25 protein-coding genes are annotated in these 22,122 nt (G+C 34.3%); 12 read left to right on the top strand and 13 right to left on the bottom strand.

All coding sequences use genetic code 11. From position 1 onward, the window contains the following. Positions 1-163: 163 nt before the first annotated feature. Positions 164-2,923, top strand: coding sequence for an outer membrane beta-barrel protein (locus H510_RS0116420; protein WP_026905307.1), 2,760 nt, complete (start codon positions 164-166; stop codon positions 2,921-2,923). A 55-nt stretch (positions 2,924-2,978) separates the two neighbouring features. Here the strand turns inward: H510_RS0116420 and H510_RS0116415 are convergent, their stop codons facing one another. After that, on the bottom strand, positions 2,979-3,194 hold the full coding sequence (locus H510_RS0116415; protein ID WP_026905306.1) for a CsbD family protein: 216 nt from the start codon (positions 3,192-3,194) through the stop codon (positions 2,979-2,981). 131 nt (positions 3,195-3,325) lie between these two features. On the opposite strand from H510_RS0116415, the gene H510_RS0116410 reads away from it, so the two are divergent. After that, complete coding sequence (locus H510_RS0116410) at positions 3,326-3,913, top strand: porin family protein (RefSeq protein ID WP_026905305.1); 588 nt, start codon at positions 3,326-3,328, stop codon at positions 3,911-3,913. Positions 3,914-4,019: 106 nt separating this feature from the next. Here H510_RS0116410 and H510_RS0116405 read toward each other — a convergent pair whose 3' ends face one another. Both H510_RS0116405 and H510_RS0116400 read right to left on the bottom strand, forming a co-directional pair. Continuing rightward, positions 4,020-5,225, bottom strand: coding sequence for an anhydro-N-acetylmuramic acid kinase (locus tag H510_RS0116405; RefSeq protein WP_026905304.1), 1,206 nt, complete (start codon positions 5,223-5,225; stop codon positions 4,020-4,022). Position 5,226: 1 nt separating this feature from the next. Further along, on the bottom strand, positions 5,227-6,387 hold the full coding sequence (locus H510_RS0116400; protein WP_026905303.1) for an iron-containing alcohol dehydrogenase: 1,161 nt from the start codon (positions 6,385-6,387) through the stop codon (positions 5,227-5,229). 124 nt (positions 6,388-6,511) lie between these two features. On the opposite strand from H510_RS0116400, the gene H510_RS0116395 reads away from it, so the two are divergent. Further along, complete coding sequence (locus H510_RS0116395) at positions 6,512-7,699, top strand: class I SAM-dependent rRNA methyltransferase (protein ID WP_026905302.1); 1,188 nt, start codon at positions 6,512-6,514, stop codon at positions 7,697-7,699. Between the two features lie 46 nt (positions 7,700-7,745). Then, positions 7,746-8,240 (top strand): DUF2452 domain-containing protein, encoded by a 495-nt coding sequence (locus H510_RS19255; protein ID WP_051291350.1) that lies wholly within the window; start codon positions 7,746-7,748, stop codon positions 8,238-8,240. Here H510_RS19255 and H510_RS0116385 read toward each other — a convergent pair. Then, positions 8,191-9,009 (bottom strand): Rossmann-fold NAD(P)-binding domain-containing protein, encoded by an 819-nt coding sequence (locus tag H510_RS0116385; protein ID WP_036693241.1) that lies wholly within the window; start codon positions 9,007-9,009, stop codon positions 8,191-8,193. The genes H510_RS19255 and H510_RS0116385 overlap by 50 nt on opposite strands. A 66-nt stretch (positions 9,010-9,075) precedes the next feature. Between H510_RS0116385 and H510_RS0116380 the strand changes: the two genes are divergently transcribed. Next, a complete protein-coding gene (locus tag H510_RS0116380) occupies positions 9,076-9,762 on the top strand; it encodes a YiaD family glycine zipper/OmpA-like lipoprotein (protein ID WP_026905300.1) in 687 nt (228 codons plus the stop codon). A gap of 59 nt (positions 9,763-9,821) precedes the next feature. On the opposite strand, the gene H510_RS0116375 is transcribed toward H510_RS0116380, so the two are convergent. Both H510_RS0116375 and H510_RS19250 read right to left on the bottom strand, forming a co-directional pair. Beyond that, positions 9,822-10,637 carry a maleylpyruvate isomerase N-terminal domain-containing protein gene (locus H510_RS0116375; RefSeq protein WP_026905299.1) on the bottom strand — a complete coding sequence of 272 codons (816 nt, stop codon included), beginning with the start codon at positions 10,635-10,637 and terminating at the stop codon, positions 9,822-9,824. 91 nt (positions 10,638-10,728) lie between these two features. Further along, positions 10,729-11,994 carry a DUF6600 domain-containing protein gene (locus tag H510_RS19250; RefSeq protein WP_051291348.1) on the bottom strand — a complete coding sequence of 422 codons (1,266 nt, stop codon included), beginning with the start codon at positions 11,992-11,994 and terminating at the stop codon, positions 10,729-10,731. Between the two features lie 235 nt (positions 11,995-12,229). On the opposite strand from H510_RS19250, the gene H510_RS0116365 reads away from it, so the two are divergent. Both H510_RS0116365 and H510_RS0116360 read left to right on the top strand, forming a co-directional pair. Next, on the top strand, positions 12,230-12,943 hold the full coding sequence (locus tag H510_RS0116365) for an SAM-dependent methyltransferase (RefSeq protein WP_026905298.1): 714 nt from the start codon (positions 12,230-12,232) through the stop codon (positions 12,941-12,943). Beyond that, positions 12,943-13,971: a hypothetical protein gene (locus H510_RS0116360; RefSeq protein ID WP_026905297.1), complete on the top strand. Its 1,029-nt coding sequence runs from the start codon at positions 12,943-12,945 to the stop codon at positions 13,969-13,971. The genes H510_RS0116365 and H510_RS0116360 overlap by 1 nt, the downstream gene beginning before the upstream one ends. A gap of 541 nt (positions 13,972-14,512) precedes the next feature. Here H510_RS0116360 and H510_RS0116355 read toward each other — a convergent pair. From H510_RS0116355 to H510_RS0116325, 7 genes are all read right to left on the bottom strand, one after another. Next, positions 14,513-15,511 (bottom strand): Gfo/Idh/MocA family protein, encoded by a 999-nt coding sequence (locus tag H510_RS0116355; protein ID WP_026905296.1) that lies wholly within the window; start codon positions 15,509-15,511, stop codon positions 14,513-14,515. 11 nt (positions 15,512-15,522) lie between these two features. Continuing rightward, positions 15,523-16,116, bottom strand: coding sequence for a MiaE family protein (locus tag H510_RS0116350; protein WP_026905295.1), 594 nt, complete (start codon positions 16,114-16,116; stop codon positions 15,523-15,525). A gap of 25 nt (positions 16,117-16,141) precedes the next feature. Further along, positions 16,142-16,459 carry a type II toxin-antitoxin system RelE/ParE family toxin gene (locus H510_RS0116345; RefSeq protein ID WP_026905294.1) on the bottom strand — a complete coding sequence of 106 codons (318 nt, stop codon included), beginning with the start codon at positions 16,457-16,459 and terminating at the stop codon, positions 16,142-16,144. Continuing rightward, positions 16,435-16,632 (bottom strand): hypothetical protein, encoded by a 198-nt coding sequence (locus tag H510_RS0116340; RefSeq protein WP_026905293.1) that lies wholly within the window; start codon positions 16,630-16,632, stop codon positions 16,435-16,437. Before H510_RS0116340 ends, H510_RS0116345 begins: the two co-directional genes overlap by 25 nt. Before the next feature lie 38 nt (positions 16,633-16,670). After that, a complete protein-coding gene (gene nadD / locus H510_RS0116335) occupies positions 16,671-17,243 on the bottom strand; it encodes a nicotinate (nicotinamide) nucleotide adenylyltransferase (RefSeq protein WP_026905292.1) in 573 nt (190 codons plus the stop codon). Positions 17,244-17,250: 7 nt separating this feature from the next. Further along, complete coding sequence (gmk, locus tag H510_RS0116330; protein ID WP_026905291.1) at positions 17,251-17,823, bottom strand: guanylate kinase; 573 nt, start codon at positions 17,821-17,823, stop codon at positions 17,251-17,253. A 66-nt stretch (positions 17,824-17,889) separates the two neighbouring features. Then, entirely contained in the window at positions 17,890-18,753 is an 864-nt protein-coding gene (locus H510_RS0116325) for a YicC/YloC family endoribonuclease (protein ID WP_026905290.1), read from the bottom strand. Between the two features lie 125 nt (positions 18,754-18,878). On the opposite strand from H510_RS0116325, the gene H510_RS0116320 reads away from it, so the two are divergent. The 5 genes from H510_RS0116320 to H510_RS0116300 all read left to right on the top strand — a co-directional run bounded on the left by H510_RS0116320 (position 18,879) and on the right by H510_RS0116300 (position 22,020). Then, positions 18,879-19,574 carry a hypothetical protein gene (locus tag H510_RS0116320; RefSeq protein ID WP_155978029.1) on the top strand — a complete coding sequence of 232 codons (696 nt, stop codon included), beginning with the start codon at positions 18,879-18,881 and terminating at the stop codon, positions 19,572-19,574. 117 nt (positions 19,575-19,691) lie between these two features. Further along, a complete protein-coding gene (locus tag H510_RS0116315) occupies positions 19,692-20,156 on the top strand; it encodes a hypothetical protein (protein WP_026905288.1) in 465 nt (154 codons plus the stop codon). Between the two features lie 157 nt (positions 20,157-20,313). Next, positions 20,314-20,685: a hypothetical protein gene (locus H510_RS0116310; protein ID WP_026905287.1), complete on the top strand. Its 372-nt coding sequence runs from the start codon at positions 20,314-20,316 to the stop codon at positions 20,683-20,685. Between the two features lies 1 nt (position 20,686). Beyond that, a complete protein-coding gene (locus H510_RS19245; RefSeq protein ID WP_155978027.1) occupies positions 20,687-21,370 on the top strand; it encodes a hypothetical protein in 684 nt (227 codons plus the stop codon). 44 nt (positions 21,371-21,414) lie between these two features. Then, complete coding sequence (locus H510_RS0116300; protein ID WP_026905285.1) at positions 21,415-22,020, top strand: T9SS type A sorting domain-containing protein; 606 nt, start codon at positions 21,415-21,417, stop codon at positions 22,018-22,020. The last annotated feature ends 102 nt before the right edge of the window (positions 22,021-22,122 follow it).

The raw sequence follows: 22,122 nt of genomic DNA, 5'->3' as shown, positions 1-22,122 counted from the left end.
ATAAAATTGATTAAGAGCTCATGTCTCATATAGGGGTAATATTTATAAATGATGAATAGATTTTATATGTATCCTAAAAGTTACAGCTAATATTTAAAGGCGTTTAAACTTAAATCAAAAAAAATAGTCCTTATTTTGCAGTCAAACTCACCTAAACTTATAAATGAAAAATTTTTTCATCAGTATTTTATTTGCCTTAATCTATGTACAAACCTTTGCACAAAGACAACCTATAACAGTTACGGGGCAATTAAAGGATAGTACCGGAATTACTGTTATCGGTGCAACAATTAAATTAGTATCAATTTCAGATACGGTTTTAACTAGCTCAGATATAGATGGCAATTTTACTTTTAAAAATATAAAATCTCCTGTTTTTACACTCTCTATTTCTTCTTTAGGCTTTAAATCGATAACCAAAAGTTATAGTTTAGAACGTCAGAAAGGACAGCAACCTTTATCAGTAGGTAGTATTATACTTATTCCTGATAGCAGGCAACTAAATGAAGTAGTAATAGATGGCACACCAGATGTATTGGTAAAGGAAGACACTTTACAATACAAAGCAGACAGATATAAACTTAAAGAAAATGCTTTAGCAGAAGATTTATTAAAGAAATTACCGGGTGTAGAGGTTGATCGGGAGGGTAATGTAACCGCACAAGGTAAAGCGATTACCAGAGTACGTGTAAACGGGAAAGATTTTTTTGGTGGCGATGTTAAAACGGCAACACAGCAGCTCCCGGTAGATTTATTAGAAAACGTACAAATTATTGATGATTATGGCGATAGAGCCAACCTAACAGGTGTAAGAGATGGCGAACCAGAAAGAATTTTAAATTTTACCATAAGACCTGATAGAAATAAAGGTTATATCACCAGAGGAACTGTTGGGGCAGGCAATCTAGAACGTTACCAAGCATCAGTTTTTGCTGCTCATTTTAATAATGCCAGACAAATATCAGCGCTAGCGAATTTGAATAATACCAATGCAAATATTTTTAGCTTAACCCAAGGTACTGGTGGCGGTGGCGGCAGAGGCGGTCGTGGTGGTTTTGGCGGTGATAATGCCGATGGTTTAACCAATATCAGGTCATTAGGCTTAAACTATCGTGATGAATGGAGTAAGAAAGTAACCGCTTATGGCAGCTATAGTATTGCTTCCAGAGATAATAATACCTTCAACAGATCTTTCCAACAAATATTAGATACCAGTGCAGTAGTGCAAAATCTTGATTTTAGTAATGCCGATAATGGTAACCTCAGCCATCGGTTTGATTTTAATATCGAATACAAAATCGACTCTTTAAACTATTTAAAAATTACACCTAGATTTAGCTATGCTACAGGAGATGCGGTAGAAATATCAACATTTTCTATAAGTAACGATGATAATCTTTTCTCTAACGGTCGTATCAATGATTTTAGCGATTCAAGATCCCCTAATTTTAGTACTGCTATTTTGTTTAATCATAAGTTTAGGAAACCGCAAAGAAATTTAGCCCTTAATGCAGATTTTAGTACCAATTCAAACTTAAGAAACCAAGAAACTGAGAATTTTAACTTTTTGGCGGCTAATCCTAATGATTTAGAATATCAGCGACAACTTATAGAGAATGATAATGGGAATGATAACATAAAATTGGGTTTTTCTTATAACGAGCCTTTATCTAAAACAGCAGGTTTAGAGTTCAACTATGAATATAATTACAACAATATAAAAAATAATAGGACAGTATTTTCTACCCAAACACAAAATACAACACCTATTATTGATGAAAATTTAAGTAACGAATACGAATTTCAGTTTGTTACCAATAGGTTTGGATTAAATTATCGGGTAAGAGAAGCTAAATACAACTACTCTGTAGGTATGGGGGTGCAACCATCAGTTTTAACGGGTAACGCTATAACTTTAGGTACCACAACAAAAACAAAAGTTGTAAATATTTTCCCTTCAGGTAGATTCAACTATAAATTTTCTAAAACAAAAGAACTTACAGTAAACTATAACGGCAGAAGTAACCAACCTAGTTATAACCAATTGCAGCCCGTAACAGATAATTCGAATCCTCAGTTTCCGGTAAGGGGTAATCCAAATTTGGAGGCCGAGTTTAATAACAATTTTAATATCAGGTTCAATAATTTTAATGCAGAGTCTGGTAGGACATTCTTTACTAATATATCTTATAATTTCACTCAGGATAAGATAGTTACCAATACCATCAGGATACAAAATTCTGCTATTGGGGCTCTACAAGAAACCCAATATTTAAATACCAATGGTTTTTATGCAGTAAATGGCTTTTATTTCTTCTCCAAAGCATTTAGCGAGAAAAAATATACTTTAGGTTTTAGAGGGTCTGCAAACTATAATAATCAGGTCTCATTTATCAATAGCGAAAGAAATATCGCAAGAAATACAGTGCTTAGTCAGCGTTTACAATTGCAAATACAACCTCAGGATTGGTTAGAAATTGTACCAGCAGCAAGTTTTAGCTATAATGTTAACGATAATACTTTGAACGAGCGAGCTAATGCAAAAGTGAACACCTGGAGTTTTAGTTTTGATAGCAAGATTTATTTTACCAAAACTTTTTTATTTGGTACACAAGCTGATAAAAACCTAAACAGTGGCTTTAATAGTGTTAGCGTAAATCCGTTTATCATCAATGCTTATTTAGAAAAGCAATTCTTTAAAGGTAAAACAGGTGCGTTAAGATTATCAGCATTTGACTTATTAGATGAAAATGTTGGTGTTAGTAATACCGTTAATTCCAATATTAGAGTGGAAAGAGAAAGCAACCGTTTAGCACAGTATTTCATGCTTACATTTACTATGCGTATTAATAAGTTTGCCGGAAAAAATAATCTGGAAGATATGGGAGAAGGTCAGAGAAGATGGAGAGGATCAAATAATTAACAGGTGATTTTATAAACAAAAAAGAGGTTTGATTTTTAATCAAACCTCTTTTTTGTTAAAGTCTGTTATTATCTATATTGATTAAACCTTTTTTAAGTGTAAAAACCACATATTCTCTATTTCTATGTAGTCTTTCTTGCAGATGATTGATGAGGTCATCCTCTTTGCCAGGTGCAAAAACCAGGTCATCATCTGTTAAATGATTGTATTTTCTTTTTAGCTTTATTTTTAGCCTATCCCAATCTTTTATAGCTATTGTAATCTCTGCCATGGTTTTATATTTGATACAAAAATAGAATAATGTACTTAATTGTAAAGGGATTTTCCCATCATTATTTAGAAATACAAACAATAATTTGGTCCAATTTGTGTTAGGGCTTAAAACAAATTAAAAAAACGAAAATGAAAAAAATACTATTCTTGAGTTTATTTGCCCTGCTATGCGCAAGTGACTCTTTCGCTCAGTTTAATTTAGGAATAAAAGGAGGTCTAAATTATTCCACCATTAAAGCAGAAGATCAGGAGATTGATGAATCTGGAATTTTGGGTTATCAACTAGGTTTATGGTCTAGAATTGGTGGTAACTTCTACTTGCAACCCGAGCTTTATATTGGCTCTAAAGGTGCCGATTTTAAATTTCAGACCGTAGGAAACACCGTGGTACAAAGTGGCGAAGCCAGATTTACAACTTTAGACGTCCCTTTATTATTAGGTGCTAAAATAGGGGGCGATAAACTAAACTTTAGGTTGATGGCCGGTCCTGCTTTTCAATTTAATTTAAATACGGATGATGATGCTTTTTCGCAAGCTATTGATCCGGATTTTTACCGATACAGAGATTTTGTAACCAACGTACAAGCCGGTGCCGGTGTTGATGTTGGTAACTTGTCTGTTGATTTAAGATATGAGACCAGTTTACAAGACATCAACAAAAATGATGGATTAAAACAAAGTTTATTACACCTAAGCTTAGGCTTTAAGATTTTTTAAGCATAAAGATTAAGTGTCAAAAGCTACAATTTCATGTCAGGCCGAGCGGAAAAGGCTTTGACTCCGCTCATCCTGACACGAAATACTAAGTTGAGAAAACCTATGTTTATTCTGGAAAACTTAGTTTTCCCATACTAATTTTAGGTAATTTTTCTTGATTGGGAAAGTTATATCCATCAGGCTTGCCATATAAAGTTTCATTAGCTAATAGAGCAAACAGTAAAGCTTCTTTAGCATCTGGGTTAATACCCAAAACCTCTTGCATGCTTATAAAAGTAAGACGAGGCAAATGATGCTTTAAACGCTCTACCAAAAGTGGGTTATGTATACCACCGCCACTCATCAAAATTTCTATTTCTCCGCTTACGCTGATGTTTTCCTGAATAGCCTTAGCAATACCTAAAGCAGTAAATTCGCATAAAGTTGCCAAAACATCTTCTTCTTTTAAATGGCTGGTATTACTTTTTTGTTGCGCCTCATTTAAATATGCTAAATTAAAATGTTCTGGTCCGGTGCTTTTTGGAACTGGTTGGGTAAAAAAATCATCAGCCAATAAAGCCTCTAATAAATTATGATTTAAATTGCCTTTTTTAGCGTATTTAGCATCCTCATCAAAATACAAATTAAATTTTTGCATCATGAAATGATCTAAAATTGTATTTCCAGGACCAACATCTGTAGAGAAAATATTTTCTGCCTTTCTTTTCGCTGGTAAATAAGTAAAATTTGCTATGCCGCCAATATTCAATAAAATCCTATCTATTTCTTGATGTGCAAAAAGTAAATAATCGCCATAAACGGCAAGCGGAGCACCCTCTCCACCTGCTGCAATATTTTTCTGTCTGAAATCACTTAGTGTGATGATGCCTGTGAGATGAGCTAAATGGTCGCCATCACCTATTTGTAAAGTAGCATCAGGATAATTGTTAAGCTGATGCTTAATTTTTGGTGCGTGGTAAACCGTTTGACCATGACTGGCAATAGCATCTACATCATTTGAAGTATAACCCCATTTTTTTAAAGTTTGGTTTATAATTTCAGCATGTTGCCTAGCTATTTGCGCATTTAACAAGCATAGTAATTCTAAGTCGACCGTTTTTTTAGAGAAAACTTGTTTAATAGCTTCTTTGAAAGAGTTTTCATAAGGGCAAGTTTCAAAATGCAAGATTTCTACTGAGGTACTTAAGCCAGCACCTTTAAATTTGCATAAAGCCATGTCTAAACCGTCTAAAGACGTTCCAGACATGAGGCCGAGAATAATTCTCTCTTCTTTTTGAGCAATTTTGAAAAGCTTCTCTAAATTTTTATTCATCTTAATAACTCATGCTTACAATTTTGGCAACATCTGCCGGCGTAATAGCTTTATGTTCGCCTAGGGCTTTCCAGCCTCTCGTATTAAATCTTTCCTCAATGCTTTCTGCAGTTCCTTCATAGGCTTCAGTATACTCTGATAATTTAGTTTTTATTCCTAAAGAATGGAAAAATTCTTCAGTTTTAACTATCGCTTGATTGGCTTTTTCTTCCACAGAGCCTTCTTTAATACCCCAAACGCGTTCTGCATATTGGGCTAATTTCTCTTTTTTCTGTGCTAAATGGTAGCGGTAATGGCTAGGCGCTATAATAGCTAAAGTTCTGGCGTGGTCTATTCCGTATAAAGCGGTAAGTTCATGCCCCATGGCATGTACCGCCCAGTCTGTTGGTACACCTTTTTGGATTAAACCATTTAAAGCCATGGTACAGCACCACATAAAATCCGCCGCAGCGGTATAATCAGCGGGGTTGGCCATCACTTTTGGAGCCACTTCTATTAAAGTTTGCATAATACTTTCAGCAAATCTATCTTGCAAGCATGCGCCAATAGGGTAAGTCATATATTGCTCTAAAACATGCGTATAGGCATCGGTTATGCCGTTCGCAATTTGCCTTTGCGGGATAGATTTAATAACCTCGGGGTCTAAAATAGAAAAAGCAGGAAACAAGCCTGGGCCTCCCATCGCTAGTTTTTCTTTTGTTTCTGCTCTGGATATAACCGAGCCTGAGTTCATTTCAGAGCCTGTAGCAGGTAAAGTTAAAACCGTACCAAATGGTAAAGCAACTTCTGTTCTGATGCCCTTGGCTAAAATATCCCAAGGTTCATCGCCTTCATATAAAGCGGCTGATGCCAGAAATTTAACACCATCTATTACAGAGCCTCCGCCAACGGCTAAAATATAATTGATGTTTTCTTTTTTTATGATGGCTAAAGCTTCGAGCAATACCGCGTATTCCGGATTTGCAGGTACACCACCAAATTCTATCACATCAAAACCTTCCAAAGCTTGGTTAACTTGTTGGTATACCCCATTGCTTTTGATGCTTCCACCGCCATAAACCATTAAAATTTTAGCATTTGCGGGTATTTCTTTACTTAGGTTGGCTATTTGTCCTTTGCCAAAAAGTATTTTGGTAGGATTTTTAAACTCAAAATTTAACATCTCTTATCAATTTATTTCTCTGTTCTTTAACAAAAGTAGTTCCTCATAAGTTCTATTTTATCTGTAAAATGTAATGTTCCCTAATTTAAAGCATTATCAATCTCTTTAAGTATTTTTGCGCACTATGGTAGATATTATTCTAAAAAAGACTAAAGAAAAAGCTGTTTTACAAAGACATCCTTGGGTATTTTCTGGCGCATTGGCACAGGTTAAAGGCAAACCACAAAATGGCGATGTGGTTAAGGTTTTAGATGCTGATGCTGATTTTTTAGCTTATGGATATTATAACGACCAGTCTAGAGTTGCCGTAAGATTATTAGATTGGGATGAAAACGCTACCATAGATGAGCAGTGGTGGAAAACTAAAATTGAAGCTGCCATTAAAGCTCGTGAGCATTTGCAAAATGATGATACTACCACATGTAGGTTAATTTTTAGCGAGGCTGATTATTTACCTGGTCTTATAGTAGATAGGTTTGGAGATTATCTGGCCTTGCAAATCCTTACCAGTGGCATAGAGCAAGTAAAAGAAACCATCGTGAATACTTTATCAACATTGTTAAATGTTAAAGGTATTATTGATAAAAGTGATGCTTCTGCCAGAGCGCATGATGGCTTGCAAACTCAACATGGTACTTTACTTTGGGGAGCCTTACCACCCGATTTTGTAGAAGTTAAAGAGAATGGTGTTAAATACCTGATCAATATTTTAGAGGGACAAAAATCTGGTTTTTATTGCGACCAACGCGATAATAGAAAAATAGTAGCTTCTTATGCCACAGGAAAAAATGTTTTAGATTGTTTTAGCTATAGCGGAGGTTTTACCTTAAATGCTTTATTAAATAAGGCAGCTGCTGTTACTGCTGTAGATAGTTCTGCTTTGGCTGTAGAAACTTTAAAAAAGAATATCCAACTTAACCAGTTTGATGAAAGTAAAGCTATTGCTGTACAGTCTGATGTAAATAAATACCTGAGGATATTAAAAGAAGAAGGTCAAACTTTTGATATTGTTGTGCTAGACCCACCCAAATACGCACCTTCTCGCTCTTCTTTAGATAGGGCAGCCAGAGCTTATAAAGATTTAAATCGTTTAGGGATGCAGGTTCTTGAAAAAGGCGGTTTATTAGCTACTTTTAGCTGTTCTGGAGCTATGGATATAGAAACTTTTAAGCAAGTAATTGCTTGGGCAGCGTTAGATGCGGGCAAAGAGGTTCAAATTATCCATCAGTTTTGCCAACCAGAAGATCATCCCGTAAGGATTTCTTTTAGCGAAGGCGAATATTTGAAAGGCTTATTTTGCAGAGTTTATTAAAACTTTTTTTGCAGAGATAAGTTATTGCTAGCAAGTATTAGATAACATGGAGCAGGATAACACTTCACAAAGCAAAGAAAAATCTCTTTATTATACGGGTGAAGCCAAATTTTCTCCGGTACCTTTAACGGTTAGCTCTCCGGTAATTAAACCTATTGATAAAAATAAGTTAAGAGCAAATGCTGTTGAGTCTATGCACATGCAGGCCAATCAGCAAATAACCATGTTACGTAAACAGGCAGAATTGATTATGCAGCAGGTTAAAGATATTGAGGAACGCCTAAAAATATCAGAATTGATTTATACTGCCGAAATGAAGTTTAAGCCTGTTATTGGGCAATTATACCATCTTTATCAGAAAGAAGACAATACCTTTTTGGTAAGTATGATAGCGCCAGCAGAATGGGGCAGATCTAAAACCTTTAAGAAGTTTATTTCTACAGTTAAACTTTTAGCAGACCATACTTGGGAGGTTTTAGATAAATCATCTCTTAATTTTGATGACTTTGAAGAAGCCACGCCATTAAATCAGGATGTTTAAATTGATATTTTAAATCTTTGACCAATTTATCTGGGTTAATGATTTTAAACTTTCCTTTCTCTTCTACAAAATCTGCTTTGGAGTTATTGTAAATAGTTGAGGCTAAACTGTAGAACTCTTTTTTTGTTGGATGACTTGGCGCCGCCGCATGGATGGTTTGTCCCCAATAATCTCGCTTGATAACTTCTTCGATAATCCCGATACAATCATCTAAATGAATCAAGTTGACAGGTATTAAACCATCAGGGATTTGAGTTTTACCACCAAAAAATCTTCCGGGGTGGCGGTTTGGCCCAATCAAACCAGCCATTCTTATTACCGTAGTTTGGATATTAGGATTATTTCTGAATACTTCTTCTGCCAGAAATAGGCGTTGTGCCGATGGGTTTTTGCTGATAGAACTGTCCTCAAATACGACATCATTATTTTCTTCATAAACAGAAGTAGAGGAAACAAAAATGATTTTTTGGATATTGCTTTGGTTAATGTGGGTGTTCAATCTAGCTAATTTATGTGGATAATCATCTGCATTTATATAATTTCTGCCAGGGGGAACGTTAATAATTAATATCTCATTATCCAAAAATTCCATCAACTCAGCTTCATTAGACAAATCGTCCAATTGTATCAAAAATGATACAATTGATTGTCTGCTAATTTCTTCAAGCTTATGTGGCTTAGTTGTAGACCCTTTTACCAATTTACCAGAACCGATAAGGGCTTTACCTAAAGGCATTCCCAACCATCCGCAACCTAAAATACTTACCATCAAATTAATTTTTTATTTTTGGCATTCGCTTTGACTAATAGAACTATAAATATCAAAATAAATAATATGAAAACTTCAAGATTAAAAATATCTGTTTTAGGATTGGCTTTTGCTATTGGCGCAACTACTATTTTACCTGGATGTGATTCTTTAACTAATACACAAAAAGGTGCTGGTATTGGTGCAGCTGCCGGTGGTACTATTGGTGCTTTAATTGGTAACAAAGCTGGTAATACAGCTGTTGGTGCTATTATTGGTGGTGCGTTAGGTGGTACTGCAGGTGCTTTTATTGGCAGAAAAATGGATAGACAAGCCAAAGAGTTAGAGCAATCTATACCAGGTGCAGAGGTTATTCCGGCAGGAGAAGGAATTATTGTAAAATTTGATTCTGGTTTGTTATTTGAGTTTGGAAAATCAACCTTATCAGCCGCAGCTAAACAAAACATAGATAACTTAGCAGCTTCTTTAAACAAATATCCTGATACAGATATCATGATTATTGGTCATACTGATGCTATTGGTTCTGATGCTGTTAACGATAAATTATCTTTAGAAAGAGCAAATGCTGTTAGATCTTATGCAGTTTCTAAAGGTGTAAGTACTGGTCGTTTAAAATCAAGCGGAAAAGGTAAAAATGAGCCCATTGCTTCTAATGATACAGAAGAAGGAAGATCTCAAAACAGACGTGTAGAAATTGTAATTGTTGCAAATGAAGCTATGAAAGCTGAGGCAAAAGCATCTTCTAACAACTAAATAATAACTAGAAATTTATTTATATACTAAAAAGCATCTGCCTAAAGCAGATGCTTTTTTTATGCTAGTACGGTGAGCATATTTAATACTGGAAGTGCTAAATGGCATTCGCCATGAATTTGATAAAACTGCCCAGCTTCTTCTACCCTAATGCCTTTAGAGAATAAAAGCCATGCTATTTGTTGGTCTATATAGATTAAGGCATCGGCTTCTTTATTTTCATCATCAAAAATCCAGAACTTTTTATCTTTTGTAATGGTCCAGCGTTTTCCAGCAGGTCCTACAACTTCCAGAGCTACTGTTTTGCCCATTTCTGCCTTAATTTTTTGATAGGTGTATGGTAGAGCTTCCATAATAATTTCTAAATATGGAGAATAGAATTTTGGGTCTAAAAGCTCTTGATTATTAAAAGCAAAGCGTATTTGTTGTTGATGAAGCCATCTTTCAGAGTATTCTCTGGCAATATCAAACCAATTTTCTGAGTGTGATTTTCCGGCCCAGGTTACTGGGAAAAGGGCCATATCAAAAGGGTCTAATGTCTTAAAATAAGCTATTAATTCGTCTTGATATTTGCTTGTTAGTTCTATCAGAATTTTTGGACTAAGCCTTTTGGATGCTGTAACCCATTCTTTATTTAAGTTATTGATATGAGCAATAAGGTCTTCATAAGTAGCAAATTCTTGTTGTACATGTTGGTAATCATCTCGTCCTAATGATAATCTTCTTATGCTAGTATCAAGGAGGTGTGCTACAATATCTTTTACTGTCCAACCCTTACAAACGGTAGCTCTTTGCCAATCTTTTTCATTTAATTGTTTAAGAAAATCAATCAAAGCTTGGTTTAAAGGGTCAAATAGAGGCAGAAAATCGGTCATATCCCGAAAGATAATAAATACTGTAATGATGCCATAAAAAAATGGCTGTCTTTTTTAAAAAAGACAGCCATTCTATAAAATTATAAGGTATTTACCTACTTGGTCTTCCAGATCTTGAGCTGTTTTCTGAACTACTTCTACTGCTATTTCCTCTCTCAGTACTGCCACTTGATGGTCTTGAAGGAGAAGAACGTGGCGCAGATGGTCTTTCTACTCTTTGAGGAGCAGATGGAGTTCTTTCTGAACCAGAAGATCTTCTACTATTATCCCCAGAAGGATAACTTCTGCTTTCTGTTGGTGTAGAAGAGGGTCTTTCTCTTTCTACCCGTTCTGGTCTGCTATTGTAATCCGGTCTGGAAGGTGCGGAATTACTTGTTTCTGGCCTATCAGAAGAACTAGGTCTTTCTACACGCTCTGGTCTGCTATTATAATCCGGTCTAGAGGGTGTTGAGTTATTTGTTTCTGGTCTGGCAGGAGAGCTAGGTCTTTCTAACCGTTCTGGTCTGGCATTGTTTTCATTTCTATCCGCAACCCTATTATCATTAGAAGAAGGTCTTGTGCCTATTTCTGTTCTTGATGGTCTTGAGGTGTTATTAGCAATAGCTCTTGGTGCAGCATCTTTTCTTGTTTCTACCTGAGGGCGATAAACATTTACTGTACCTCTTTCTACTCTTGCAGAGCCTGGTCTGTTACTGTCATTAATTTTATACACGGTAACATTTTGTCTGGTAGCTCTTCTTACATCCTCAACTCTGGGGCCGCTGTTATACCTAACATTTCTGTTTACATAAACATTATTTATAATGGTTGTATTCCTGATAATAACTACGTTTCTTCTTGGTTCCCAGTATCTATAATATGAAGGGTAATAAATACATCTTTGAGGTATAAAAACCCAATAGTGGTCTGGATAATATCTTCTGCCAATATTGATATTAACAGATATTCTTGGTCCAAGGGGTGCCCATCCATAATATCCGCCACCTGTTCTCCATTCTACCCAGGCTGGTCCCCATTCTGTATCGGGTAACCAAATCCATCCGTCATAGCTATCGTAAAACCAACGTCCATAATGGAAAGGGGCCCAACCCCATTCATAATCAGAAACCCAGGTATTGCCATATTCTGTCATTACCCATCTTCCATTGGTATAATAAGGTCTGAAATCGTTACCAACATTTGGTCGCCAAACGTAGCCATATTCTTGGTTATTTATCCAATCTCCATGATAAGAAAGCTCATCATAAAAGGTTTGTAAACTAACACTTCTACTTTGTGCTTGGCTGGTGTTAGCATTTACGATTAGGAATAAGATGCTTATCCCCAAAACTGATAAAGATTTTTTTAATCTGTTCATGGTACATTTTCCTTTCCATTTTTTACGGAACTATTTATAAAACGTTATCTATAAAGCTTTTTATACAAGAGTCTTGATAATTTGACAAGCTTCAGATATTTATAAATAATTTGGTTATTTAACGGTTACTAAACAACCGCTTTAATAGTAAGACGAATAGAGGAATGAAAAGGTGTCAAGAAAATTAGATTTTTTTATTACTTATTTCCTTTGGTAAAATCACGTAATTTGTGGTATGACAAAAGGTACCTTATATCTTATTCCGGTTGTAATGGCAGAAAATGCTGTTGCAAAGTCTTTAACACCTTTTTTGGTTGATACCATAAATGCTATTGATGAATATATCGTAGAAAATGAAAAAACAGCGAGAAGATGTTTGAAAGAAGCGGGCTTGAAAACGCCACAGAGTGATTTAATTATTCATGATTACGGAAAACATAACCGTGAAGGCAGCTTAAAACCTTATTTCAAAGGTTTAGAACAAGGTAAAAATGTAGGTTTAATGAGTGAAGCTGGTTGCCCAGGTATTGCAGACCCTGGGGCAGAAATTATTGCCGAAGCGCATAAAAGAAATATAAACGTTGTACCCTTGGTAGGCCCAAGCTCTTTATTATTAGCCCTGATGGCATCAGGCTTTAACGGACAAAGTTTTGCTTTCCAAGGATATTTACCTATTGATAAAATGGCCAGAGCTAAAAAGATTAAAGATTTGGAAGGCTTTGCAGAGCGTTTTAAACAAACACAGCTTTTTATTGAAACGCCTTTTAGAAATAACCCCATGTTAGAAGAGATTTTAAGAACATGTAGGCCAGATACATTGTTATGTATAGCAAGTAATTTAACTGCTGAGGATGAGTTTGTAAAGACCAAATCTATTGGCGATTGGCGGAAAGAGGCACCTGATTTACATAAAAAGCCTACCATATTTTTATTATACAGAAGCAAATAATGTTGAAACCCGACACCGATGTAAGCATTTACGGCATTAATTTACCAGCTTTGTTTTTGGCAACCGCTTTAAGTTATAATGGTGTATCGGTTTGTATATGGGCAGAGCAAGAGAAGCCTGATGATTTTCCGGAAAACTTGGTTTTTGATAACTATATAGGGCACTTTTTAGCGCAATTTGGTTATCAGATAAAAAATAACGCTGAGCTTATTACGGTTCCAAGCTTTTTAGAACAAAGCTTAAAGCTATTGGCAAGTAGGGTATGCCCCGTTGTTTGGAAATCATCTGAAAAGGAAATAGAAAAAAACTTGCTGCCAGCAATATACTCCCAAAATAAAGCTAAAGATGATGCTTTTATTTACCATGCACAGGCTTTGCTTTTAAATAACAACCTTGATTTAAGTTTTAGGAGTATCTTATTGTTAGGCTGGCGAATTAGTGGGGTATTAAATAAAACTTTAAAGCAGAGAACACTTGTAACCGAAGTACATGAAAAAGCTTTATTGCAAGAGCAGTGGAATTTAAAAGCCTACAAACAGCCACTTTTTAAAAGATTATTAGATAAAATACATCCGCCTAAGGCAAAAGCTTATCAGTTGATAGACGCAAAAATAAACCTTCATTTAAGTCAAGATAGGAGTCTAGAGGCCGGGGAACTTTTTCCTAATTTTAATTTTTATGATGAAAAAGCTCAGGTAGAGATCCAACTACATCAGTGGACGAATTATCAGTATTTTTCGGTTATCCTTTTCGGTTATTTATCACAGCCAAATTTATTTACTGTTTCCCGGTGGATGCAGTTAAATTATCCGGTAAAACTTTATTATTTACCACCGAGTGAGAAAAACAACCCCTTATTTGAATTTATGGGCATAAAGCCTGATACAAAGCGGACCTTTATTGTAAGGCCAGATTTATATTTAGGCCTAATACACGACACCATTGATGTTGAGGTGATAGATAATTACCTTAAGAATGTTTTGGGTATGAAAATCAACCATGAAGAAATAAATAGTTTTGGTGCTTAAGGGCAATGGATTAATAGGATTCTTTAATAAGAGAAGATAGGTAAGATAGTCTGCTCTTACGTTTATCCTACGTTTATCTTACGTTAATCCTACGTTAATCTTATAGTTCTGATGTTATATGGTAAGTTTAAAATATCAGTAATCAAATCAATAAATACAGTTGGTTTGAGTGATAACACTATAATTGTAGCACAAATTAAGTTCAATAATTGAATTTTATTCAATATTAAACGAATTTACTAAAGCTAATAAAGTGAGGCGTTAAATTTTTGTTTGAATATATAAATTATATATAAGACTTGTTAAATCTTCACTAAAAAGTTAAAAAATAATGTGTTTGATAATCAGTACTTTGAAAAATCAGATATTTATTTTTTCTTAAGTGATTAATAAAAAACTGATAAATCAGGAGATATTCTAGCTTTTTGAGCTCAAAATTACAGGAAATTTATATCTATTTGGAACGTAACATGGTGATTGATAATTCTTAAGGTGTATGAGTTATCATACTTGATTCATCATGAAAACAGGTTGCCATTTCTTACGCTTTATTCATATTTTTCCAACATTTATCTTTATCACTAGCAAACATAGCTTCTATTACTTTCATGTTATTTACCGCATCTTCTAAAGGCGTTGATACATTTTTATCTTCTAAAATGGCTTTAGAAAAAGCATCAAACTGTAAAGCATATTGGTTGGTGATGTCAAAGAAAATGTCTTTTTGTTCATCTGCCTTAAAAAGGCTTATTTTAGCGGGTTTTAAAGGTTTGGCATTAAAAGGAATTTCTATTTCTATGCGACCTAAATCCCCAATGATATTTACCCTTTGGTAGGGTACCAATTGGGTAGAACAAGTAAAACTTGACACTCCGTTTTCAAATTGCATTATTCCGGTTGATATGACATCGGTTTTTAGTACAGGGTCGTAATTTATGGCAGCTACAACCTGTAAAGGCTCTGCATCAAATAAAAATCGTGAAAGCGAGATACAATAACAGCCGATATCCATTAGCCCACCACCACCAATTTCTGCTTGATTGCGAATGTTCTGTGGGTCTACATTATAATAAGAGAAAAAAGATTGGATAACTTTCAAATTGCCTATCCACTTTTGGTTTACCAGCTCTTTTGCATGTATCCATTGCGGATGAAACCTATACATAAAGCCTTCCATGATTTTTAGATGAGGATATTTCTTAGCAGCTTCTAAAAGAATTTGGGCTTCTTTACTCGATAATCCGATGGGTTTTTCGCACAAAACATGTTTGCCCGCTGCTAAGCATTTTATGCTCCATTCTACATGTAAATGATTGGGTAAAGGGATGTAAATAGCATCAATATCTTTATCATTTAATAGCTCTTCATAGCTGCCATACGCTTTTTCAATATTTAAAAGACGAGCTACTTTTTGTGCTTGTGCTAAATCTCTAGAGCAAATTGCATCAACTTGTGTAAACTTGCAGTCTACAAGTGCGGGTAAAACCCTATCGGTAGCAATTTTTGCCGTACTTAAAATTCCCCATTTAATTTTTTTCATTTTTTAGGATGTTAACCATGTATGGTTTCGCTTTTTCCGTAGCTTCTGATGATAACGCCCTCGTAATCTAACCATTCTTGCCAGCGTTTATCTACATCAATACCATCTCCGTATTTTCTGGCTAGACCGATGAAAAGCGTATAGTGTGTAGCTTCAGAAATCATCAACTCATGATAAAAAGCCGCTAGCTCTTTGTCTGCAACATGTTCTGATAGCACTTTAAAGCGTTCGCAGCTTCTAGCTTCTATCATCGCGGCAAGCAGAAGACGGTCAACCATGTTTTCTGTTCTTTGGTTTTCGCCTCCTCCCTTTTTCAAGAATTTCATAAGCTCGTTAACGTAATTGTCTTTACGCTCTTTGCCAAAAGTATAACCTCTTTTAATGATGATATCATGCACACGCTTAAAATGGTCCATTTCTTCTTTCACCAATTCTGCCATTTCTTGTACCAATTCTGGCACATTTGGGTTTTGGATAATGAGGGTTATGGCGTTGGTAGCTGCCTTTTGTTCGCAATAGGCGTGGTCTGTTAGAATTTCTTCGATATTACTTTCTACCACATTTTTTACCCAAAATGGGTCTGTTGGTAATTGTAATTTAAACATGGTTTTTATGACTTAAGCTGTAAATTTAAGCATTGTCATCAAGATTTGGATGATTAGAAATTAATCTTGCAGAATGATGAATGGTAAGTATTACAATAAAACCATCATCAATTTTATAAACAATTAGATAATGCTTAAATATAAGCTGATGAGCTTCTATATTTTTATAGAAAAAACTCTTTCCTTTTAGTGGATGAGTTGGAATTTTTCTAAGAAAGGCAATGATACGGTCGACTTCAATTTTAGCATATTTTGGAGAATTGATGGCGATGTATGAAGCTATTTCTTTAAGATCCGAAATAGCAGTTGGTAGAATTTTTAATCGTAGTTTTCTTTGAACCATTCATTCATTTCTTCTTCTAGTTTTTCATCAGATATACCTTTTCCTTCTTCAAGTTCTTGGAAAGCATTATCTAACTTAGCCATTAACAATATTTTATCAATAACAATGGCAACATCTGTTTTAGGTAGCATATGATTAACAATATGCTGCATAGCATCTTTTGTTATTTCCATAATTAAATATAAAAATAATCTTTCATAACAGGGGTAGATTATTTATATAAACTTTTACTCTCTATAAACTCTAATACTTCTTCTGGTAAGAAATACTGTACATTTTTATGCTCTTTAATGGCTTTTCTAATAAAAGTAGAGGAGATTTCCATTAAAGGAGTTTGGGTAGTGGTTACTGATGGATGATAGCTAAATTCTTCATCAACATAACCCGGTCTTGGATAAACATAAATATGATAATCTCTAAGAATAAGCTCATAATTTTTCCATTTCTTAAGGCTTTTCAGATTATCTGCACCCATAATCAACACAAAATCATGTTCTGGGTAAAGGTCTTTTAAATGCGTGAGCGTATCTATGGTATAAGATGGTTGCGGTAGTTTAAGTTCAATATCGCTTACGCTGATGTTCTCGCTTTTTTCGGTAGCTATTTTAGCCATCTCAAGCCTATCATAAACCTGAATAAGGTCTTTTTTATCTTTTAAAGGATTATGAGGAGAAACTACTAGCCAAACTTTATCTAAAGAGGTATGGTTGGCCATATAATTGGCGATAACCAAATGCCCGGTATGGATAGGGTTATAAGAGCCAAAAAATAAACCAATTTTCATTGTTAATTTAACTGTTTATAAAGTTAGCAATTAACTCTTCTGCTTCTTTACAAGCAGTATCTAAGTCGTGATTTTTTAGAATCACATCAAATTTAGAGGCGTAGTCAAGCTCTTTTTCTGCTTTCTTTATACGTTCTGCAAGTTTTTCTTCAGAGTCTGTACCTCTGCCCGTTAATCTTTCTATTAAAACTTCTAAAGATGGTGGCTGTACAAAAATAGCTAAAGCATCATCACCAAACTTTTTCTTTAATCTTAAACCACCTTCAACATCAATATCAAAAATTACATGCTTATCCTCATCCCAAATTCTTTGGATTTCGCTTTTTAAAGTGCCATAAAAAGTTCCGGTATATACCTCTTCAAATTCTACAAACTCATGCTTAGCCACACGGTGTAAAAACTCTTCATTACTGATGAAATAATAATCTCTATTATTTACCTCATCGCCTCTTAATTGCCGGGTAGTTGCCGATATAGAAAAGGAAATTTTATCCGGAAATTTATTCAGTAAATGATGAACGATAGTGGTTTTACCTGCTCCAGATGGTGCCGAAAATATAATGAGTTTGCCTTGTTTCATTTTTTAAGCTAAATGCTTAAAGCTAAATGCTTAAAGCTTTGTGCCTTAAGCTTAAAGCTTTGTGCCTTATAATACGTTTAACAGTTGTTCTTTAATTTTCTCTAATTCTTCTTTCATGCTCACCACGTTTCTTTGGATATTAGCATCATTAGCTTTAGAGCCCATGGTATTAATTTCTCTGCCTATTTCTTGCGAGATAAAACCTAATTTTTTACCATTAGCATCTTTATCTTTTAAAGTTTTGATAAAATAATCGCAGTGGCTTCTTAATCTTACTTTTTCTTCTGTGATGTCAAACTTATCTATATAATAGATGATTTCTTGCTCTAACCTGTTGTTATCGATGTTTTCTTTACCAACCGCATCTGCTAAATAAGTGTTTAATCTTTCTTTAAAAACGGGTACGCGGTTAGGTTCATCCACCTCAACTTTTTGTAAAAGCGTTAAAATATTTTCGATACGTAAAATCAAATCTTTTTCTAAAACTTCACCTTCGTCTGCTCTAAATTTTTTGAAATTCTCTAGAGCCATATTAAAAGTGGCTAAAACCTGGTTCCATTCTTCTTCAGAAACAGCATTCTCATCATATTTTACCACTTCGGGTAAGTTAATAGCTAGGCTTAATAAGTTATCGGTATTTTCACCTAGTTCTAAAGCGGTATTTTTAAGTTCTTGATAATAATATTTCAATAAATCTTGGTTGATGGTAGCTGCTTTAGCGCCAGTATTATTACTTTCTATATTGATAGAAAGCATTACTTTACCTCTTTCTATTTGCTTATTGCACTCATTTCTTAGGAAAAATTCTTTTTCAGAATAGGCTTTAGGGAGTTTCAGGTTAAGCTCTAGGAACTTACTATTGAGAGACTTAATTTCTACGGTGTATTTTCCGCTGTCCAGATCTTTAGTTGCCGATCCGTAACCAGTCATTGATTTTAACATTTGCAAAGATAAAAATTAATCTATTAAATGGATGTGGCTTTTCTATATCCTACAAATGTTAAAAAAGCTAAAATATAGGGTGCTTAAAGAAGTTAATCTTAAATTTAAGGTCTATGAGGTATCTGCTGTTTTTCTACTTATGCTTTACGTTTTTGCCGAGGTCTTATGGGCAAGAGCAGTTTATTCTTAAAGGTCTTGTTTTTAGCGATTTAAATAAGCAAAGATTACCTTATGTGAATATCATCAACCAAAGAACAAAAGTCAATATAAAAAGTGATGAATGGGGTGTTTTCTCTATTCCAGCACAAATAGGCGATACGATTTTAATTCAGAAAGAAGGTTTTCAGGAGTTTAGTAAAAACATCAGCGCTAAGCAAAATTTGGTAGTGTATTTAAAAGGTGTTATCAAATTAGATGAGGTGGTGGTAACGCAGCCTTCAAAAAAAGCCGACCAAAAAGAGGTTTTAGACGATTTTAGAAGTAAAGGTGTTTATTTTAATGGTAGTCCGCCTTTGTTGTTTTCTATTTTTCATCCTCTAACAGCTATACATGAGCTTTTAAGTAAAGATGCTAATAATGCACAAAGATTTGTACAATACATCAGCAGAGAAAATGCCGAAAGTGCTGTAGATAGGAAGTTTAATAAATGGCTGATTATGAAACATATTCCTATAAAAGATGAGGATGTAGCAGAGTTTATGTTCTTATACAGACCTAAACCTAACCAAGTAACCTATTGGAATGATTATGATGTGATTAAATATATTAAGGATTCTTATCAGAAATATCTTAAGGAGCATAAAAAGTAGCTTGTTATCCTATTTATAGGATTGTAATTGAGTCATGTTTATTTAAATTTTATATTAAAATCATTTCATTGTAGCAGCTAACCCATAAGATTCGTAATTAATTAAAATCTTTACTTTATGAAAAACTCAAGACTCCTTTTATTTTCTTTAATTATAGCTACTTTATATTTCTCTGGATGTGAAAAACAAGAGACAGATTGTGGCTTTCTTGATTTTGAAACCATTGATTTTGGAAATTATCCTTCTTTAGGAATTGTTAATAGTGATGATGAGGATAAGTATCTAGTTATTAACTCTGAAACTGAATTTGATGAGAAAGTATTTATTTCAGAAGGAGATAAAGAGCGATTTCATATAGATTATAATAAGTATACGCTTCTTCTTGGAAAAAAAAGAATTGGAGGGATAGCAGGCAGTTTAATCAGCCAAACATGGCAGAAAGAATGTGGAAGTAATAACTACATTTATAAAGTTGCTATAAAGAATGGAGGTTATACTGCGTTAGGTAATTTTTATTTTGGTATTATCATAGATAAAGTTAACGCCGATGAGGTTGTGTTTGATGTTTATTTAAGCGAATAATATCTAATTAGATTTAATGCTAAATTATCAAAATACTATAAGCATTAACTTGACTCCGTAATTGTTATCAGCCGTGTTTTTTTCTTATAATCAACGTATTATCTAAAAAGAGCTTTAACTAAATTCAATTAACATCTAACTATTAATATTTTACAATATGAAAAATTACATTATGATTCTACTGTCTATAATATTGATGAGCTGTGAAGATACAAATAGCTCTTTTATAGAAAGCGATAATTTTAACGCATGTGGAGTTTCTTCATTTAGTCAACTTAATTGGGCTCAGGAACTTGTAGCAGGCAAAGGGATATGTAGTCAAATTTATTCAGGAGCTAAACTTACCATGTATGATTATATGGGGGAGAAAGTTTTTTATTTTGAAAATCTAGCATCATCTACAGGTAATTGTAATAGGCTCTTATATAATTGTTCAGGTATAATTTTAATATCAGCCAATTCTGAACAAAATCTCTGGGCTAATTTCGAAGTCAATAAAACTAATGGTAAATTATTGTGGAGTAAATAATATGAGATTAACAAACTTAAGATTAATAATACTTTTGATAATAAGTTCTAATTTAAATAGTTCATTATTGGCTCAAACCAGTATCTCAATTACAACTCCAAACGGATCAATAGTTCCAGATACTTACATGTTACCTGAATTTTCTTCATCGCAGATTGCATCACTCAATTATCAAATAGCGGTTACTTATCCAAATGCATCAGCTCAAACGAGTTCTTCTAATACTTATAATTGTCATGCTTATGCTTGGCACATTACAGAGGGGGGCAGTAATGTTTGGTTAGGATATTATACTGCTACAGCAGAAGATATTTATTGGAATGATGAGAGTTATATTGAAATTTGTAATGATCAAGTTGGGGCAAAGGTTTCGTATTCATCTGATAATCATAGTGCTATAACTACTAATAACTTGGGAATATTTAAATCAAAATGGGGAGCATTTCCAGTAATGGAACATGCAAGTAATTATACTCCTTATAACTCTTCCAATTTAAAATATTATATCAAAAAGCCTTCAATCCAAGGTCCTTCCCAATTCTGCACCACTGCCACTTACCAAATTCCAAACTTGCCTAACGGTGCAACCGTAACATGGAGTGCTACAGGTAGCATTAGCATTTCTGGTTCTACTACGGCAAACCCTGTAAGTGTAAGCAAATCTATAGATGGAACAGGTACATAACGGCAACTGTTAGTACGGCATGTGGAAGTTTTAATTTGTCTAAGATGATTAATACAGGAGCACCCACTTTAGGAATGCCTAGTTTTACAAATTTAGATAATCAAAACCCTTATTGGTGTTCAAATAATTCGGGTAATTCTTTTACTGTAGAATCTAATGATCTTAGTTCTACATATGAAGCAAGGCTATTAGCATATCCATCTTTAAATGTATATGCTTCCAACAATAATGCTTATCCTGGATTTGATGTTTTTGGTTATGTTCCACCTGGTTATTATGTTTTTCAATTAAGAGCCACAAATGCTTGTGGTACATCAGCTTGGGTAGAAACAGAGATAGAATCTGTTTATTGTACAAGCGATTGGGAAAGCAATAATTTAAATGTTTATCCAAACCCTGTTGAAGAAACCCTTACCATAACTTATTCAAGTACAGAAGGAATGCAAGCTTTTAAACTATCAAAAACAGCATCAGAAGAAAAACACCTACTTCTTTTTGATGATAAGGGTAAGGAAGTTAAAAAAGATATGATGAAGGCAGGAGAAACTAAATTGGAATGGGATATCAAAAACTTTCCAAGTGGTCGTTATTTCTTACATATAAAAGAAGGTAAAGAAGTTGTCAAAAAGCAAATCATCATCAAACATTAAGAGATTGTTATATCCAAACAGGAGGCCGTATCAAATTACCACTTTGTGTCAGGCTGAGCGGATTCGAAGCCTTTTCTTATCCTTCGACTCCGCTCAGGATGA

This window comes from Pedobacter glucosidilyticus DSM 23534 (assembly GCF_000425145.1).
Taxonomy (GTDB): Bacteria; Bacteroidota; Bacteroidia; order Sphingobacteriales; family Sphingobacteriaceae; genus Pseudopedobacter; species Pseudopedobacter glucosidilyticus.
This window is presented reverse-complemented; position numbering and strand designations above follow the sequence as displayed.